The following is a 15,858-nucleotide window of genomic DNA, read 5'->3' as shown; positions in this document are numbered from 1 at the left end:
CCCCCTCCCTCCCCCCCCCCCCTCAAGGGGGAGGGAGGCGACGACTGCGCGAGCGCGTGGCGGCGCTGCCGGCGGCCTAAGTCATCTCGCGCGGCTGCTCGGCGTCGCGTGGCGCCTGCTGGCGCAGTACCAGCACGAGGCCGACCAGCGCGATAATGCCGCCCACGGCCATGCGGAGGTCGAAGCCTTCGCCAAGCAGCAGGATGCCCATCAGCACGGTCATCAGCGGCATCATCAGGCCGAGCGGCGCGACGACCGACGCCGGATAGCGCTGCAGGATGCCGAGATAGAGAGTGGTCGCCAGCAGCGTCACCGCGACAACCGAGAAGGCGAGAGCGGCGAAGAACGGCCAGCCGGCGCCGAGGCTTGATGTCACCGGGGTGGTTTCGGCGAGCAGTGAATAGGCCAGCATGGGCGGGGCAGAGACGAAGGCGATCCAAGCCTGCATGGTCAGCGGCTTTATGGCGCCATAGCGCTTCAGCAGCACCTGGCCCAGCGAGATGGCGATGGCCGAGACGAAGGCGAATGCCAGCCCCAGGCTGACACTGGCGCCTTCGCCATCCCACATCACGAGGATCACCCCACCCAGCGCCAGCGCGATGCCGGCGCCGCGGGCGAGGCTGACCCGCTCGCCGAGCAGCAGCACCGAGAGCAGGGCGGTGATCGGGATCGCCGTCTGCAAGACGATCGAGACGCTCGACGAGGTGGCGTGCGAAAGGCCGAGGAACATCAGGCCAAAGTGGCAGGCGCCCATCAGGAAGCCGATGCCGAGGATCGGCAGCAGCGGCTGGGGCAGTGGTCTGAGCAGCGGTGACAGGATCGCCGCGACGATGAGGAAGCGCGCCGCCGCGTAGAAGATCGGAGCGACGCCGAATTCGGAGAACAGCACCCGGCTGACGATCAGGTTCAAGGCCCAGATCAGGCAGACGGCAGCATAGAGCAGGAGGTCGAGGGGGCGCATGGAAGCTCGGAGGGGAGGACGCGGACGCGCCGACCCCGGGCATGGCACAGAGGCGCCGATCTGCCAATGGTGCTTTCGTTGCCGCTCGGTCCGTGTGATTGGCGCCCCTCACCCTGACCCTCTCCCCCCGGAGGGCGCTTTTGCGCCCCCTAGAAGGGGCGAGGGGACGCACTTTGCACGGGCAATGCCACACCGCCCCCTCGCCCCTCTGGGGAGAGGGCCGGGGTGAGGGGCGCCAAGCACGCAAATCGTTCGTACGGACCGCCGTTGCGCACCCGGCGCACTCACCCTACCTCTGGGCGACAACAGGATTGCTCGTCGATGGATGCCGAAACTCTCGCCCCGCAAAGCGCGCCGTCGCTGGGCGTCGCGATCAAGACCGAGATCGTGATCATCGGCGCCGGGCAGGCCGGGCTGTCCTCGGCCTATCACTTGAGGCAGCGCGGGCTCGAGGCGGGGCGCGGCTTCGTCGTGCTCGACCAGTCGCCACAGGCCGGCGGCGCCTGGCAGTTCCGCTGGCCGTCGCTGACGCTCAGCACGGTCAATCGGGTGCACGACCTGCCGGGCATGGCGTTTTCCGAGGCCGTCGATACCAGTAACGACGCGGTGGAGGCAGCAGTCGCCGTGCCGCGCTATTTTGCGGCTTATGAGGAGCGTTTCGGACTCAACGTCTACCGGCCGGTCAAGGTCAAGGTGGTGTGCCTGCGCGCCGAGCGCTTCCGGGTGGAGACCGACCGTGAGACGTTTTCGGCCCGCGGCATCATCAACGCCACCGGCACCTGGGAAACGCCGTACATTCCCGAGTATCCCGGGCGGGACCTGTTCCGGGGGCGGCAGCTCCATACGCGCGATTACCGCACGGCGGCGGAGTTCGCCGGCCAGCACGTGGTGATCGTCGGCGGCGGTATCTCGGCGATCCAACTGCTCAACGAAATCTCTGAGGTGACCAGCACCACGTGGGTGACGCGGCGACCGTTGCAATTCCGCGAAGGGCCGTTCGACCAGGAAGCAGGGCGCGCCGCGGTGAAACTGGTGGAAGATCGCGTGCGCCAGGGCCTGCCGCCGAACTCGGTGGTTTCCGTCACTGGCCTGCCGCGTTCGCCGCTGATCGAGGCGATGGAGGCGCGAGGCGTGCTGAAGCGGCTCCCGATGTTCGCCGAGATCACCGAAACCGGCGTGCGCTGGCAGGACGGTACGACGCAACGGGCCGACGTGCTCCTCTGGTGTACCGGGTTCCGCTCCTCGCTCGACCATCTGGCGCCGCTGCTGCTGCGCTAGCCCTCGGGCGGCATCCTGATGGGCGGGCGGCTGGCGACAGAGGTGGTGAAGGATCCGCGCATCCACCTCGTCGGCTACGGCCCCTCGGCTTCGACCATCGGCGCCAACCGGGCCGGCGCCGCGGCGGCGAGTGAGTTGCTGGCGACGTTGGGGGTGAACTGAAGCTGATCCCCCCTGCCCAAACGAAAGGGGCACGCCGAAGCGTGCCCCAGTTTGGTCCGCCGACTTTCGGTTCCAGCCTTACTTGGCGCAGATGCCCGGGTCTTCGAGGGTGCAGAGGTCGAGGCCGGTGAACTTCGGATCCTCGACGGTTTCGCCCTTGATCAGGCTGATCAGGATATCGGGCGCCTCGTTGCCCATCTGGTACGGCCGCTGGCCGATCTGGAAGTGGCTGCGGCCCTCACGGAACGCCTGGGTCTGCGGCGGCAGCGTGTCGCCGGCGATGATGATCAGGTCCTTGGCCTTCAGCTTGTCCATCACCTGGTCGGTGTTCTGGGCATAGGCCTGCGGTCCGAACTGGGCCCAGCCGCCGACCAGCACGAAGGCGGTGAGGTTGGGCTGCGCGGTGAACACGTCGGCCATCTGCTGGTTGGCCGTCGGGATATCGTCATTGGTATAGGTCGGGCAGCCTTCGGCCTCGGTCCAGCCATTGGAGGCGTTCAGGCGTTCGGTGCCCTTGGCGCCGGCAATGGTGTCGCGGAAGCCGGCGGCACGCTCGTTGATGTTGGCCGCGGCGACGTTGCCGAGCTGCAGGCAGACGGTGCCGCCTTCCGGCTTGAGCTTCATCAGCTCGGTCGCCATGCCGACACCCATGTCGTAGTTGTTGGTGCCGAAATAGGTCTTGCGCAGGGCAGCGTCAGCCGGCAGCAAGTCCGCGTCGATCGTCATGATCGGCATGGTCGGCGCCGCGGCCTTCAGCATGTTGGCCATGGCCGGAGCGTTGGACGGCGAAATGGCGATGCCGGCGACGCCCTTGCTGATCAGATCCTGCACGATCTGCACTTCGCCGGCTTCGTCCGAGCTCAGCGCCGGGCCGGTGTAAAGGCAGGTGTATTCGCTGTCGGCGTGCGCGGTGTTCCAGTCGGCGCAGCCCTGGCCCATCACCGTGAAGAACGGATTGTCGAGGCCTTTGACGACGACGGCGAGGATTTTCTTGTCCTGCGCCATGGCACTGCCTGCGAGCGCTACGGCAATGGCCGCGCCGGCAAGCACAAACGTAGTCTTACGCATAGTCTTTCCTCCCTCGGGTTCAGTCTCGGCCTGCTTGGCGCAGGCCCTCGGTCGAACGCGATCGGCGTACGTCATCAGCGGGGGTCCCTAGCCGCCCGCTGGCACGCTGATCGATCCGATGAGCTCCTCAATCCTTGTCGCGCGCCTTGTTGCTGGCCGTTGCCGGCCGCGGCGCTTCGCATGTCGAGGCGGATACTGAGACGGCTCGTAGCAATAGTCAATCGGGCTGATGCACGTGCACATTCAAGCGCATCAAGTTGTCAGATACGTAGCCAAAGACGTTGGAAAGACTGGTTAAACAGCAACCTTGCTGACGTTTTTTGCGGACGCGGGGTGGATGCTCGAAGTCGATTGACGCTTGGCGCGGCATCCCGCATAGATTTGCCCGCGACATCTAGCGGAGGGCGGAGCCTTCCAGCCTTGGGAGGGGCAACGATGGCGGTTCTCGAGCTGGCGAACATCGCCAAGCACTACGGTGCTATCACCGCGCTGACCGATATCTCACTGACGCTGAACGCTGGCGAAGTGGTTGGCCTGGTGGGCGATAACGGCGCCGGCAAGACCACACTGGTCAAGATCATCGCCGGCAATTTCCACCCCTCGGAAGGCAGCATCAGCCTCGACGGGCAGGTGGTGCAACTGCATGGGCCGAAGGATGCGCGCTCCAAGGGGATCGAGATCGTCTATCAGGACCTGGCGCTGGCCGATAACCTCACCGCGGCGGCGAATATCTTTCTCGGCCGCGAGCTCACCACCATCGCCCGTACCCCGCAGGAAGCGGAGTTGCCGTTCTGGCAACGCAAGCGCGGTTGGCGGCTGTTCATGCCGGAAATCCTCGATTATCGGGGCATGTACAAGAAGGCGGGCGAGCTGTTTGCCGAGCTGAAATCGGAAACGCGGCCACGCGACCTGGTGCGGCGCATGTCGGGTGGACAGCGTCAGGCTGTCGCCATTGCGCGGACCCGGCTGTCCAACCCCAAGATCGTGCTGATGGATGAGCCCACCGCTGCGATCAGCGTGCGGCAGGTGGCCGAGGTGCTGAACCTGATCCGCCGGCTCAAGGAGCAGGGGATCGCGGTGGTGCTGATCAGCCACCGTATCCCCGACGTGTTCGCGGTGTGCGACCGGCTGGTGGTGCTGCGGCGCGGCCGCAAGGTCGCCGACAAACGCGTCGCCGACTCGTCGCCCGAAGAAGTGACCGGGTTGATCACCGGCGCGCTGCAGAGCGCTTGAGGAGCTTGCCGACATGACCACCGACACCTCACTCAAGGACGCCATCGACCAGCAGACGCATCGTGGCTTCCTGGCATGGCTGATCAGCCGGCAGATCTTCTGGATCCTGTTGGCAGTGATCATCGCCATCATTGCGATGATGCTGTTGACCAAGACCTTCGCGACGCCGCAGAACCTGTTCAACGTCACCCGCAACTTTGCCTTTGTCGGCATTGTCGGGCTGGGGATGACCGCGGTGATCATCACTGGCGGCATCGACCTGTCGGTCGGCGCTACGGTGCTGATTTCGGCGATGACCACCACCATCATCATGCATGCCGGCCTGCCGATCACGCTGGCCATACCGGCCTCGATCGCCGCGTCGCTGCTGGTCGGCCTGATCAACGGCGTACTGATCGCCATAGTGGGAATGCCGGCCTTCGTCGTGACGCTCGGCATGATGTCGATCGCCCGCTCGATCGGCATGGTGATGTCGAACAACGCGCTGATCTACGAGTTCGGGCCGGACCAGGCGATCCTGTTCAGCATCGGCGGCGGCTCGGTGGTGGTCGGCGGGCTGCCGATCCCCAATCCGCTGATCGTCATGGTGCTGCTGGCGCTGATCACCGGCTTCGCGCTGCGCTGGACCCGCTGGGGCCGGCATCTCTACGCCATTGGTGGCAACGAGAAGGCGGCGGTGCTCACCGGTGTGCCGGTGAAGGCAGTTAAGATCTCGGTCTATATGTTCGTGGCGTTCTGCGCCGGCCTGACCGGGTTTCTGCAGACCGGTTGGCTCGGTTCGGTCACCACTGGCTTCGGCACCGGACTCGAACTGACGGTCATCGCCGCGACGGTGATCGGCGGGGCGAGCCTCGCCGGCGGCACCGGCACCGCGCTGGGCGCCGTGGTCGGCGCGGCGCTCATCGAGATCATCCGCAACAGCCTGACGCTCTTAGGCATCAGCACGTTCTGGCAGGGCACGTTCGTCGGCTCGTTCATCATCCTGGCCGTGGCGTCCAACCTGCTGCGCAACAAGGACACCGGGGAGTAGCCCCCGAGAACGAATACGAATTCCTGCCGGCGGACGCGCCGGCGGGATGGCACCTTTCTCTCTCTTGGTGCCGGGTTGAGATACGTACCTCAGCTTCGACGGAAGCATCGACGACCCGGAACAGGGACGGGAGGACGGGGTACGGGACGAAACCAACAGCGCCGCCAGGTGGCGGCCAGGGAGGAATGATGAAGAGCCTAGTCAGTATCGCGGTTCTCGTTGCCGCTGGTGTCATGCTCGTCGGCGGCGCCGTCGCGCAGGAGAAGAAACAGCTCGCCTTCGTGGTGAATGCCTCGTCCGACTTCTGGAAGCTGGCGGAAGCCGGGGTGAAGAAGGCGCAGGCCGAGCTACCCAATTACGAACTGCAGTTCCGCTATCCGGCGCAGGGCACTGCCGCGCTGCAGAATGCGCTGATGGATGACCTCGTCGCCGCCGGCACCGATGCGATCATGATCTCGTCGGCCGACCCGAAGAACTCGATCGACGCGTTCAACCGGATCGCCGCGCAGGTGCCGCTGTTCACCACCGACTCCGACGCTCCGGCGTCGAACCGTCTCGCCTATCTCGGCTCGTCCAATACGCTGGCCGGCGTGCAGGCGGGCGAGGAGATGGTCAAGGCACTGCCCAATGGCGGCAAGTGCATGGGCTTTGTCGGCTTCCTCGGCGCCGATAACGCCGTCGAACGCATCGCCGGTTTCCGCCAGGCCATCGAAGGCAAGGGCATCGAACTGGTCGACGTGCGTGGCGACGACGTGGACTTCACCAAGGCCCGCACCAATGTCGACGACGTGCTGGTGGCCAACCCCGAGATCACCTGCATGGTCGGGTTCTATTCGTACAACCCGCCCAAGATCTATGAGGCGCTGCAGGCCGCCGGCAAGCTCGGCCAGATCACCGTCGTCGCCTTCGACGAAGACCCGGTGACGCTGGGCGCGGTGAAGGAAGGCTCGTTCGCTGCCACCATCGTGCAGCAGCCGTTCGAGTGGGGCTATCAGGGCATGAAGCTGATGGCCGCCTATCTCGAAGGCGACAAGTCGGGCATCCCTGAGGACAAGCTGATCATCGTGCCGACGGCCGTGATCAACAAGGACAATGTCGACGCCTTCTCGGCCGACCTCAAGGCCAAGATCAGCGGCGGCTGACATCAAGGGGCGGAGACGGCCAATGGCCGTCTCCGCTGGCGCGGGCGACAGGGGGCTGTCGTCCGCGTCTTCTGATGCTAGCGTTCAGGCGGGAACGCGCGGGGGAGGTGGAATGCTCGATAGCCGCGATCAAGAAGCGCCCGCGCGGCCCTTCCTGAAGCTCTCAGCCGTTCGCAAAACCTATCCGGGCGTGGTGGCGCTGGCCGGCTTCGACATGCTGGTCGGGCCAGGCGAGGTGATCGGCCTCGTCGGCGAGAACGGCGCCGGCAAATCGACGCTGATGAAGATCCTCGGTGGGGTCACGGCGCCCGATAGCGGCACAATCGAGATCGATGGCGCGCCCTATGCCGGGCTCAGCGTCGGTGGTTCGATGAAGGCGGGGATCGCCTTCGTGCACCAGGAACTCAACCTGTTCGACAATCTGGACGTTGCGGCCAATGTCTATATCGGGCGCGAGCCGCGGCGCGGCGGGGTGCTGAACCTCGTCGACGAAAAGCAGATGCGCGCCGATGTGCTGCCCTACCTGAAGCGGCTCGGGGCCAATTTCGCGCCCAACACACCGGTGGCGAAACTGTCGCTGGCACAGCAGCAGATGGTGGAAATCGCCAAGGCGTTGTCGGTCAATGCGCGCCTCGTCATTCTCGATGAGCCGACCTCGTCGCTGCCACTGGCCGAGACCGACAAGCTGCTCGAGGTGATTGCAGGCCTCAAGGCCGAGGGCATCGCGGTGATCTTTATTTCGCACCGGCTGCACGAAATCGAGCGCGCCTCGGACCGGGTGCTGGTGCTGCGCGACGGGGTGCTGGTGGGCGAACTCGCGAAGGCCGAGATCGACCATGACCGCATGGTCAAGCTGATGATCGGCCGCGACCTCAAGGTGGCCTATGCGGCGCCCAAGCTCGGCAAGGGCGAGGTGGTGCTGGCGGCGCGCGGCATTCGCACCGCGGCCTATCCGACCCGCGACGTCGGCCTGGAGCTGCATGCCGGTGAGATTCTGGGGCTGGCGGGGCTGGTCGGCTCCGGCCGCACCGAACTGGCGCGGGTGCTGTTCGGGGTCGACCCGCTTTATGCGGGCACGGTGACACTCAATGGCGAGCCGGTGACGCTGCGCAATGCCTCGGACGCGGTGGAGCGCGGCATTTTCCTCGTGCCGGAGGATCGGAAGGGCGAGGGCATCCTGCTCGACCTGCCGATCTCGGAGAATATCAGCCTGCCGGATCTCGACGCCTATGCCCGCAGCGGGCTGGTGGTGCCGGCTTTGGAGCGCGTGCAGGCGGAGCAGAGCCGCGCCGAGCTCGGCATCAAGGCGCCGACGGTGACCACTCGAACGGGGAGCCTGTCCGGCGGCAACCAGCAGAAGGTGGTGCTGGCCAAGTGGCTGGCGATGCAGCCCAAGGTGCTGATCTTCGACGAGCCGACGCGCGGCATCGATGTCGGGGCCAAGGCGGAAATCTATCGGCTGATGCGCGGGCTCGCCGATGCGGGCGTCGCGGTGCTGATGATCTCGTCGGACATGGAAGAAGTGATCGGCGTGTCGGACCGTATCGCGGTGATGCACGAGGGCCGGATTTCCGGGCTGCTCGGACGGGCCGAGTTCAGCGAAGAAAACGTGCTGCGGCTGGCGGTGGGCAAGCCGCTCAGGCAGGCCGGGTGAGGGGAAACGGATGAACAAGAAGGATCTGGGCCTCTTAGCCCTCATCGTCGTCGTCGGGTTTGTGGTGTATCTGCGTAACCCCGCCTTCCTCGGCCCGCAGAACCTTGCCAATACCGCCAACCTGATCGGCCTGTTCGGCCTGTTCGCCATCGGGCAGGGCTTTGTCATCATCACCGGCGGCATCGAGCTCAGCGCCGGCTCGATGATCGCGCTGCTCGGCGTGCTGTTTGTCGACCTGGTCGGCGCCAAGGGCGTGCCGTGGCCGATTGCCTTCGCCATTGTCATGGTGCTCGGGCTCGCCCTGGGGCTGGCGCATGGCTTGCTGATCACCAAGCTGAAGATGCAACCCTTCGTAGTGACGCTCTGCGGCCTGTTGATCTATCGCGGCGTGGCGCGCGGCTACACCGCCGACGCCACCGCCGGCTTCCCGTTCGGCAGCGAGTATCCGGGCCTCGATTTCTTCGTCGCCCGCATCGGCGGCATCCCGGTATCGGTCTATGTGCTGGCGGTGGTGGCGGTGATCGCCTGGTTCACGCTGCACCGTTCGGTGTTCGGCCGCTATCTGTTCGCCATCGGCAAGAACGAGGAGGCGGCGCGCTTTTCGGGCATCCGCACCGATGTGGTGGTCACCTCTGCCTATGTGATCTGCGCCGGGCTGACGGCGTTGGCGGCGATCTTTTTCGCCATGTACACCCGGTCGGTGCAGCCTTCGTCGCAGGGCAATTTCTACGAGCTCTATGCCATCGCCGCAGCGGTGCTGGGCGGCTTCTCGCTGCGTGGCGGTGAGGGCTCGATCGTCGGGGTGATCCTCGGCACCATCCTCTTGCAGGAACTGCAGAACCTCGTGAACCTCCTCGGCATTCCCTCCTCGCTCAACTTCGCGGTGATGGGCGGGGTGATCCTCATCGGCGTGCTGGTCGACCAGCAATGGGGTGTGTTCCGGGCGCGGCGGCGGATCGCCGAGGCGGCGTCGGTCAGGGAGGAGCGAATAGTGAGTAGCGAGTAGCGAATAGGCTTTCTTCTCTACTCGCTATTCGCCATTCGCTACTCGCTCTGCTGAACCCGCTCCATCAGCCCGTCCTGCCGAATATCGACATACTGCCCGGCGAGGTCGTCGGCGACGCCGCTGGCGAGCCAGGCGATGACCCGGGCGGGGCGTTCGGGCGGTTGCAGGTTCTCGCGCGGCACGTCGGAGATCTGGTTGATCCTGGCGGCACGGATAGCAGCCTGCATGTCGGTATCGACCAGACCCGGCGCGAAGGCGAAGCCGCGGAGGCCGATCTCGGCGCCTTCGAGTTCGATCGAGCGGGTCAGCATCATGAGCGCGGCCTTGCCGGCGCAATAAGCTGACCAGCCGGACATGGCGTGGTTGGCGGCGCCGCTCACCACATTGACGACACGACCGCCCTTGAGGTTCGGCCATAGCGCCGCGACCAGCGCGGCGGGGCCGCTGACATTGACGGTCAGCGAGCGGTCGAAGGCCAGTGGATCGAGCACGCTGAGCTTCGCCATCGGATCGATGGTCGCGGCATTGTTGACGAGGATGTCGATGCGGCCATGGAGCGCCAGCGCCGCGGCAGCGCGCTCCGGGATGGCCGCGAGATCGCCGACATCGAGGACGAGTTCGCTGGCCTTGCCGCCTTTGGCGACAACCGCCGCGACGATCTCGGCGCAGTCGCCGGCCTTGCGGCCGGAGGCGATGACCGTGGCGCCCAGTTCGGCCAGTGCCAGCACAATGGCGGCGCCGAGGCCGGCCCGTGCGCCGGTGACCAGCGCGACTTTACCTTGCAGGGATGCGCTCATTTCGTCGGGCCTCGCTCTGCTGCGGCGCGGACAGAGTCCGCACTGGGCGTCGAGGCATAGGCCTGGAAGCCGCCGGTAATGTTGATCAGTTCGCCGGTGACGAAGCTGGTGTCGGGACCCATCAGCCAGCTGACGCCGCCGGCCACGTCCTCGGGGGTGCACCAACGGTGCAGCGGGATGGTGGCGACCACATCGGCTTCGAAATCATCCCAGCTCTTGCCGAGCTTTTCGGCCTTGGCGCGGAAGGCCTTCTCCATGCCGGTGCCGGGGCCGACATGGCCCGGCGCGATGGCGTTCACCCGCACGCCGCTCGACGCCATCTCGATGGCGAGGCACTGGGTCAGGCCCCAGATGGCGTTCTTGGAGGCGAGGTAAGCCGACGAGAACGGATTGCCGAAGCCGAGCTTGGTGATGATGTTGACGATCTGGCCGCTCTGCTGCGCCGCCATGATGCGGGCCGCCTCGCGCGACATCAGGAAGGTGCCGCGGGTGTTCACCGAAAAGATCCGGTCCCAATCCTCGACGGCGGTTTCGACCACCAGCGCCTGCATGTGGATGCCGGCATTGTTGACGACGCCGAACAGCCCGCCATGGCGCGCCGCGACGGCTTTCACCCCTGACATCACCGAGGCTTCATCACCGATGTCGATCAGCTCGAACTCGCAGCCGATGGCGGCGGCGGCGCTTTCGGCGACGGCGCGGTCACGATCGGCGATCACCACGGTGTGGCCGTCGGCATGCAGGCGCCCGGCAATGGCGCGGCCGATGCCGCCGCCTCCACCGGTGACGATAATGGCTTGCGAACTCACGGGGCACTCCAGGCGCGGAACAGGTCGCGCAGTTTCACGGTCTCGGTCAGCACGTCGTCGTGCAGCGTATCGAAATAGCCCTGGTGGACGATCTCGGCAGCCAGCCATCCGTCGTAGCCGGCATCGCGCAGCGTGGCGAACAGGGCTGGGAAGTTGAGCGTTCCCTGCTCGAACTTGGTTTGCAGGGCGCCCGGCCGCGCCTGGCGCAGATGCACATGGCCGGCCCAGCGGGCCAGCCCGTCGATCTCATCCTGGCGGTAGCCGGAAACGGCGAAATGAGCGTAGTCGAGCGCCAGCTTCACCCCGGGGGCGCGCTCGCAGAGCTCGGCGGTGATATCAGGGCTCTCGAGGTAGGAATGGACGTGCGGCTCGACGCAGACGGTGACGCCAGTCTTGGCCGCCAGATCGAGCAGCGGCCGCAGCGACTCGACGGTTTCAGCGAGCGCCTGGGCGCGGCTCTGCGCGCCGTTGATCACGCCGGGGAGGATGAACACTGTTGGCGAGCCGATGCCGACGCAGAACTTCAGCACGGCGGTGAAATCGGCGGTGTTCCTGGCGCGGTTGGCGGGGTCGGCGAGGTTGCGGTCGGCGACGGAGTTGCCGAACAGGTGGTAGAGGTTGGAGACCGGCAGCGGCAAGCGCCTGCGCAGCTCATCGGCATAGGTCTCCGGGGTCGCCAGCAACCGTGCGCGGTCGAGGGCGGAGCGGTAGAAATAGCCGACATCCAGCCCTTCGATGCCCAGCACTTTGGCCAGCCCGCCGACCTCGTCGAGCGTCAGTTCGGGGAAGGACCAACTGGTAACGCTGAGCTTCACAGCACGTCCTCCAGGCGCCCCGATCTGGCCGAGCGGTACATGGCGTCGAGCAGCACGCTCGAGCGCATGCCGACCACGCCATCAGCAGGGTTCGGCACCTGCTTGCCGCGCGCCAGGTCGACCAGGAGGGTAATTGGCGCCACCTGCTCATAGCCGCCGGCATCGGGGCCGAGATCGGCGATGTGGGTCTTGCCGTCGTGGCGAACTACCTCGACCCGGGCCCGCTCGATGTCGAACAGCATCATCCCTTCGGTGCCGAAGATACGGATATCGATCTGGTAGCCACGCGACTTGGGCACGGTGGCCGAGCCGGACAGCGCCATGGTGGCGCCATTGGCGAACTCGACCACGGCGGCGTCGTAGAAATCGACCCCAGCGGGGGAGAGGCCGGTCTTTGCAAACACCTTGGCCGGGTCGAGATCGACGATGCGGAACAGCGCACCGAGCCCGTGGGTCAGCTGGCCCCAGCCATAGCCACCGGATTTCTTCGGGTCGGCCCAGGTGGAGACCGGCGGGCGGAACAGGTGGTCCTTGGTCTCGACCATCGGCTCGCCGCCGAACAGGTCGGCCAGCGCCGAGGCCATCTGCGCCACGACATGGCGGACTTCACCGACCCAGCCATCCTTCACCAGCTGATGGGCGGTCTCGACGATGGGCCGGAAGTTCCAGCCATAGGGCAGGATGATCTGGGTGCTGTTGGCATTGGCGGTGGCGAGGAGAGCGCGGGCATCGGCAGCGCTGGTCGCCATCGGCTTTTCGATCAGCGTCGGCAGGCCGCGCGAAAGTGCCAGTTGAGCGTGCTCGGCGTGAAGGATGTGCGGCGAGGCGACGACCACGCCATGGAGGGTCTCCGTGGCCAGCATTTCCGCCGCATCGAAATACGGCTTCACCCCGGGAAAGCTAGAGACGACCTTCTCCATGCCATCGGCATCGGGGCGGTTCACCGCGACGATCTCGACATTGGGGTTGGCGCGCAAAGCGGGGATGTGGCTGAGGGTCGCCCACCAGCCGGCGCCGATGACGCCGATATTGACCTTATCGCTCAAACTGTCCTCCCGAGGCCCGACGCTTAGGCGTTCTTGGCCAGATAGTCGTGAATGATCTCGCCGGTGACGAGGGTGAAATCGGCGCGCCAGTAGAAGGCCTCGAGCGGCTCGACCACCGGCAGGCGGAACACCGGGGCCTGGGCGTTGGGCCTGAGCTCCACCGTCGCGGGCCCGCGCCAGCATTCGTGCACCTTCACGTCGGTGAGCTTGCGCGAGGTGATCTGGCGGATCGCCGGGGTGCCGTCGATGTGGTTGACGGCCTTCAGATTGAGATTGGTGCCGTAGTCGAAATGCGCCTTCATCAGCGCCGGGTCGACTGGCTGCTGTTTGTAGGGGGTGGTGACGGTGATGACGTCGATGCCGTTGCGCTCGACCCCGCCGACCATCAGGTCGCCGCGGAATTCGAGGAACGGGTTGGCGAGTTTCTTGGGCTGGCCATGCACCTCGCGGCCATGCGCCACGCCGCCATCCGAGGCAAGGAACAGGTAGGGCGAGTAGGCGCCGGAGCGGCCATTGGGCAGTTTTGCGCCGAACATCACGTTGGCCTCGTGATAGGGGCCGATCCAGCTGGTGTCGTTCATCTTGTAGATGTGGACACAGACCACGTCGCCGGTCGCTTCGACCGGCGGCGGGGCGAGGAACTGCATCGCCTTGGGGTCGGTGCGCCAGAACACCGTCAGCACTTCGGCATTGCGGAAGGTGAAGGGGAAGGGCGGAATGAACGGCGCATCCCACGGGGTGGAGAAGCCACCCGCGAGGATGTCGGCTTCGGTGACCTTGTCGAGGCCCCAGCGTCTTTCGGTCATTCGTTCTTTGCTTTCATCGCAGCCTCGGTGGATTGCAGCACATGGCCCATGTGGGTGACCATCGCCTGTCGTGCCGCCGCAGCATCGCGCCGCCGGATCGCTTCGACAATGGTGCGATGGTCGGCAATCGAGGTCGAAATGACATTGGGCGTTTCCGAGGCGGTCTTGCGGAATTCCTGGCCGAGCACGTTGAGGCTCTGGGCGGCGCGCGACAGGAACTCGTTGCCGGCGAGTTCGCCGAGCCGGCGGTGGAAGGCGGTATCGACGTCGCGATAGCGCGCCGGCTCGAGCTTGGCGTCTTCCTGCGCCGCGATCAGCGCTTCGAGCTCATCCAAGGCTGCCGCGTCGCCGCGGCTGGCGGCGAGCGCCGCGATCTCGCCCTCGATCAGTTTTCGCGCTTCGTAGAGCTTTTCGACCTCGGCAGCGCGCAGGGTGAGGAAGAACGTCAGCGGCGCGAGGAGGTCCGAGGCTTCGAGCTGCGAGACAAAGACGCCGCCGCCATGCCGCACCTCGATCACCCCGAGCACGGCAAGGGCGCGCAGAGCTTCGCGCAGGGTGGGGCGGGAAACGTCGAAGGTTTCGGCGAGCTTCCGCTCGGCTGGTAACTGGTCGCCGGGCTTCAGGTTGCCGGCGGTGACGAGGCCGAGCAGACGCGCCACCAGCATCTCGGTCAGGCCGGAACGGCGCAACGGCACTTCGCCGCTGAGATCACTGATCGGCACTGTCTAAGCTCCCCGATGCGGATGCGGCTTCGATGGCCGTCTCGTCGCAAGTGGCCAAGTGGTCTGACCACTTCTTGACCTAGCAGCGCCCTCGATGCTAGTCAACGCCAAGTAAGGCCGGACAACAGGCCGCCGAGGGGGGATGCCGCAATGCGCGTGGGCCAGATTAGCAGCCACGTGATCCGCTACGCCGACACCAACGACCACGGCAACCTGCGCCAGACGGTGCTGGTGAAGGTCGAGACGGTGGACGGCGTGGTCGGCTGGGGCGAGGGCATCGCCATGTGGCCGGAGGCCTGCTGGGCGACCAAGACTTTGATTGATACCGGCTTTGGCCCGCTGCTCACCGCTGCCGGCGAGATCAGCGTGGCCGAAGCCTGGGAGAAGATGCGGGCGCATGCCTGGTGGTACGGCGAAGGCGGCATTGCCTGTTTCGCCTATTCGGCGCTCGACATGGCGCTGTGGGATATCGAGGGGAAGCTCCAGGGCAAGCCGCTCTATGAACTGTTGGGCGGCAAGGCGCATGAGAGCCTGCCGGCCTATTCCTCCAGCCACGTCAACAGGGCGACGCGGGCGCTGTGCGTCGAGGAGATCGTCGGCTACCGGGCCGAGGGCTATCGCGGCGCCAAGCTCGGCTTCGGCAAGCGCGGCCTCTCCAATATCGGCCAGGACCCGGACAACGACGTCGCCTTCGTGCGCGAATTGCGGGAGGCGCTGGGGCCCGATTTCGAGATCATCGTCGATGTCGGCAACGGGGTGAAATGGGACCGCGATACCGGCATCGCGACGACGCGGCGGATGGCCGAGTACGATATCGGCTGGATCGAGGAGCCGTTCTATCCGACCCGCGTCGACGACTATCGGGCGCTGAAGGCGGCGCTGCCCAACATGCCGATTGGTACCGGCGAGCGCGAGTTCACGGTGACCGGCTACCAGCGGCTGATCGAGACCGGCACGGTCGATGTGCTCGGGGTCGACCCGTCGCGGGCCGAGGGGGTCACCGGGTTCACCAAGATCGACGCGCTGTGTGGTGCGGCCGGCATCACCATCAACGCCCATGCCTGGAGCACGGCGATCCTCAGCGCGGCGAGCCTCCATTTGTCGCTCTGCTCGCCCAATGCGCGGCTGTTCGAGTTCAAGCCGATCCCGGTGGTGGTGCAGACCGACCTCGTCGACGAACCGATCCGCCAGCGGGGTGGACGGGCCTATGCTCCGACGCGTCCGGGGCTTGGGATCGAGGTGGACGAGGCGGTGGTGAAGGCGTTGTCTCCTATACACATCTGACGCCGCCGACGAGCGATCCAGTGTCGAACATGCTCGGAACCCGAT

General features: G+C 66.0%; 16 protein-coding genes. 8 read left to right on the top strand and 8 right to left on the bottom strand.

Annotated elements, in window-relative coordinates; all coding sequences use genetic code 11:
- Window positions 1-76 precede the first annotated feature (76 nt).
- Window positions 77-961: a DMT family transporter gene (locus tag VW23_RS13745; RefSeq protein ID WP_069910129.1), complete on the bottom strand. Its 885-nt coding sequence runs from the start codon at window positions 959-961 to the stop codon at window positions 77-79.
- 321 nt (window positions 962-1,282) lie between these two features.
- Here VW23_RS13745 and VW23_RS13740 point away from each other — a divergent pair, with 321 nt between their 5' ends.
- Complete coding sequence (locus tag VW23_RS13740; RefSeq protein ID WP_244513583.1) at window positions 1,283-2,239, top strand: NAD(P)-binding domain-containing protein; 957 nt, start codon at window positions 1,283-1,285, stop codon at window positions 2,237-2,239.
- A gap of 18 nt (window positions 2,240-2,257) precedes the next feature.
- Window positions 2,258-2,401 carry a hypothetical protein gene (locus tag VW23_RS29500; protein WP_244513582.1) on the top strand — a complete coding sequence of 48 codons (144 nt, stop codon included), beginning with the start codon at window positions 2,258-2,260 and terminating at the stop codon, window positions 2,399-2,401.
- A gap of 78 nt (window positions 2,402-2,479) precedes the next feature.
- Here VW23_RS29500 and VW23_RS13735 read toward each other — a convergent pair whose 3' ends face one another.
- On the bottom strand, window positions 2,480-3,469 hold the full coding sequence (locus VW23_RS13735; RefSeq protein WP_069910128.1) for a substrate-binding domain-containing protein: 990 nt from the start codon (window positions 3,467-3,469) through the stop codon (window positions 2,480-2,482).
- 435 nt (window positions 3,470-3,904) lie between these two features.
- Between VW23_RS13735 and VW23_RS13730 the strand changes: the two genes are divergently transcribed.
- From VW23_RS13730 to VW23_RS13710, 5 genes are all read left to right on the top strand, one after another.
- Entirely contained in the window at window positions 3,905-4,702 is a 798-nt protein-coding gene (locus tag VW23_RS13730; protein WP_069910127.1) for an ATP-binding cassette domain-containing protein, read from the top strand.
- Between the two features lie 13 nt (window positions 4,703-4,715).
- Window positions 4,716-5,732 (top strand): ABC transporter permease, encoded by a 1,017-nt coding sequence (locus tag VW23_RS13725; RefSeq protein ID WP_055887016.1) that lies wholly within the window; start codon window positions 4,716-4,718, stop codon window positions 5,730-5,732.
- Window positions 5,733-5,920: 188 nt separating this feature from the next.
- Window positions 5,921-6,874, top strand: a complete 954-nt coding sequence (locus VW23_RS13720; protein ID WP_069910126.1) for a sugar-binding protein — start codon at window positions 5,921-5,923, stop codon at window positions 6,872-6,874.
- A gap of 112 nt (window positions 6,875-6,986) precedes the next feature.
- Window positions 6,987-8,528, top strand: coding sequence for a sugar ABC transporter ATP-binding protein (locus tag VW23_RS13715; RefSeq protein ID WP_069910125.1), 1,542 nt, complete (start codon window positions 6,987-6,989; stop codon window positions 8,526-8,528).
- Between the two features lie 10 nt (window positions 8,529-8,538).
- Window positions 8,539-9,534 (top strand): ABC transporter permease, encoded by a 996-nt coding sequence (locus tag VW23_RS13710; RefSeq protein WP_201788048.1) that lies wholly within the window; start codon window positions 8,539-8,541, stop codon window positions 9,532-9,534.
- Window positions 9,535-9,572: 38 nt separating this feature from the next.
- On the opposite strand, the gene VW23_RS28250 is transcribed toward VW23_RS13710, so the two are convergent.
- Genes VW23_RS28250 through VW23_RS13680 form a run of 6 tightly spaced genes read right to left on the bottom strand, consistent with a single transcriptional unit; the run spans window position 9,573 to window position 14,529 of the window.
- Window positions 9,573-10,331, bottom strand: coding sequence for an SDR family NAD(P)-dependent oxidoreductase (locus VW23_RS28250; RefSeq protein ID WP_084646098.1), 759 nt, complete (start codon window positions 10,329-10,331; stop codon window positions 9,573-9,575).
- Window positions 10,328-11,140: an SDR family NAD(P)-dependent oxidoreductase gene (locus VW23_RS13700; protein ID WP_069910123.1), complete on the bottom strand. Its 813-nt coding sequence runs from the start codon at window positions 11,138-11,140 to the stop codon at window positions 10,328-10,330. The genes VW23_RS28250 and VW23_RS13700 overlap by 4 nt, the downstream gene beginning before the upstream one ends.
- Complete coding sequence (locus VW23_RS13695) at window positions 11,137-11,955, bottom strand: sugar phosphate isomerase/epimerase family protein (RefSeq protein ID WP_069910122.1); 819 nt, start codon at window positions 11,953-11,955, stop codon at window positions 11,137-11,139. The genes VW23_RS13700 and VW23_RS13695 overlap by 4 nt, the downstream gene beginning before the upstream one ends.
- Window positions 11,952-13,001, bottom strand: a complete 1,050-nt coding sequence (locus tag VW23_RS13690; protein ID WP_069910121.1) for a Gfo/Idh/MocA family protein — start codon at window positions 12,999-13,001, stop codon at window positions 11,952-11,954. The genes VW23_RS13695 and VW23_RS13690 overlap by 4 nt, the downstream gene beginning before the upstream one ends.
- 23 nt (window positions 13,002-13,024) lie before the next feature.
- Complete coding sequence (locus VW23_RS13685) at window positions 13,025-13,807, bottom strand: acetoacetate decarboxylase family protein (RefSeq protein ID WP_069910120.1); 783 nt, start codon at window positions 13,805-13,807, stop codon at window positions 13,025-13,027.
- Window positions 13,804-14,529, bottom strand: coding sequence for a FadR/GntR family transcriptional regulator (locus tag VW23_RS13680; protein ID WP_069910119.1), 726 nt, complete (start codon window positions 14,527-14,529; stop codon window positions 13,804-13,806). The genes VW23_RS13685 and VW23_RS13680 overlap by 4 nt, the downstream gene beginning before the upstream one ends.
- A gap of 150 nt (window positions 14,530-14,679) precedes the next feature.
- On the opposite strand from VW23_RS13680, the gene VW23_RS13675 reads away from it, so the two are divergent.
- On the top strand, window positions 14,680-15,813 hold the full coding sequence (locus VW23_RS13675) for a mandelate racemase/muconate lactonizing enzyme family protein (protein ID WP_084646097.1): 1,134 nt from the start codon (window positions 14,680-14,682) through the stop codon (window positions 15,811-15,813).
- Window positions 15,814-15,858 lie beyond the last annotated feature (45 nt).

It is taken from the genome of Devosia insulae DS-56, from assembly GCF_000970465.2.
GTDB classification, from domain to species: Bacteria; Pseudomonadota; Alphaproteobacteria; order Rhizobiales; family Devosiaceae; genus Devosia_A; species Devosia_A insulae.
The sequence above is the reverse complement of the archived record's forward strand: the minus strand, read 5'-3'. Positions and strand labels throughout refer to the sequence as shown.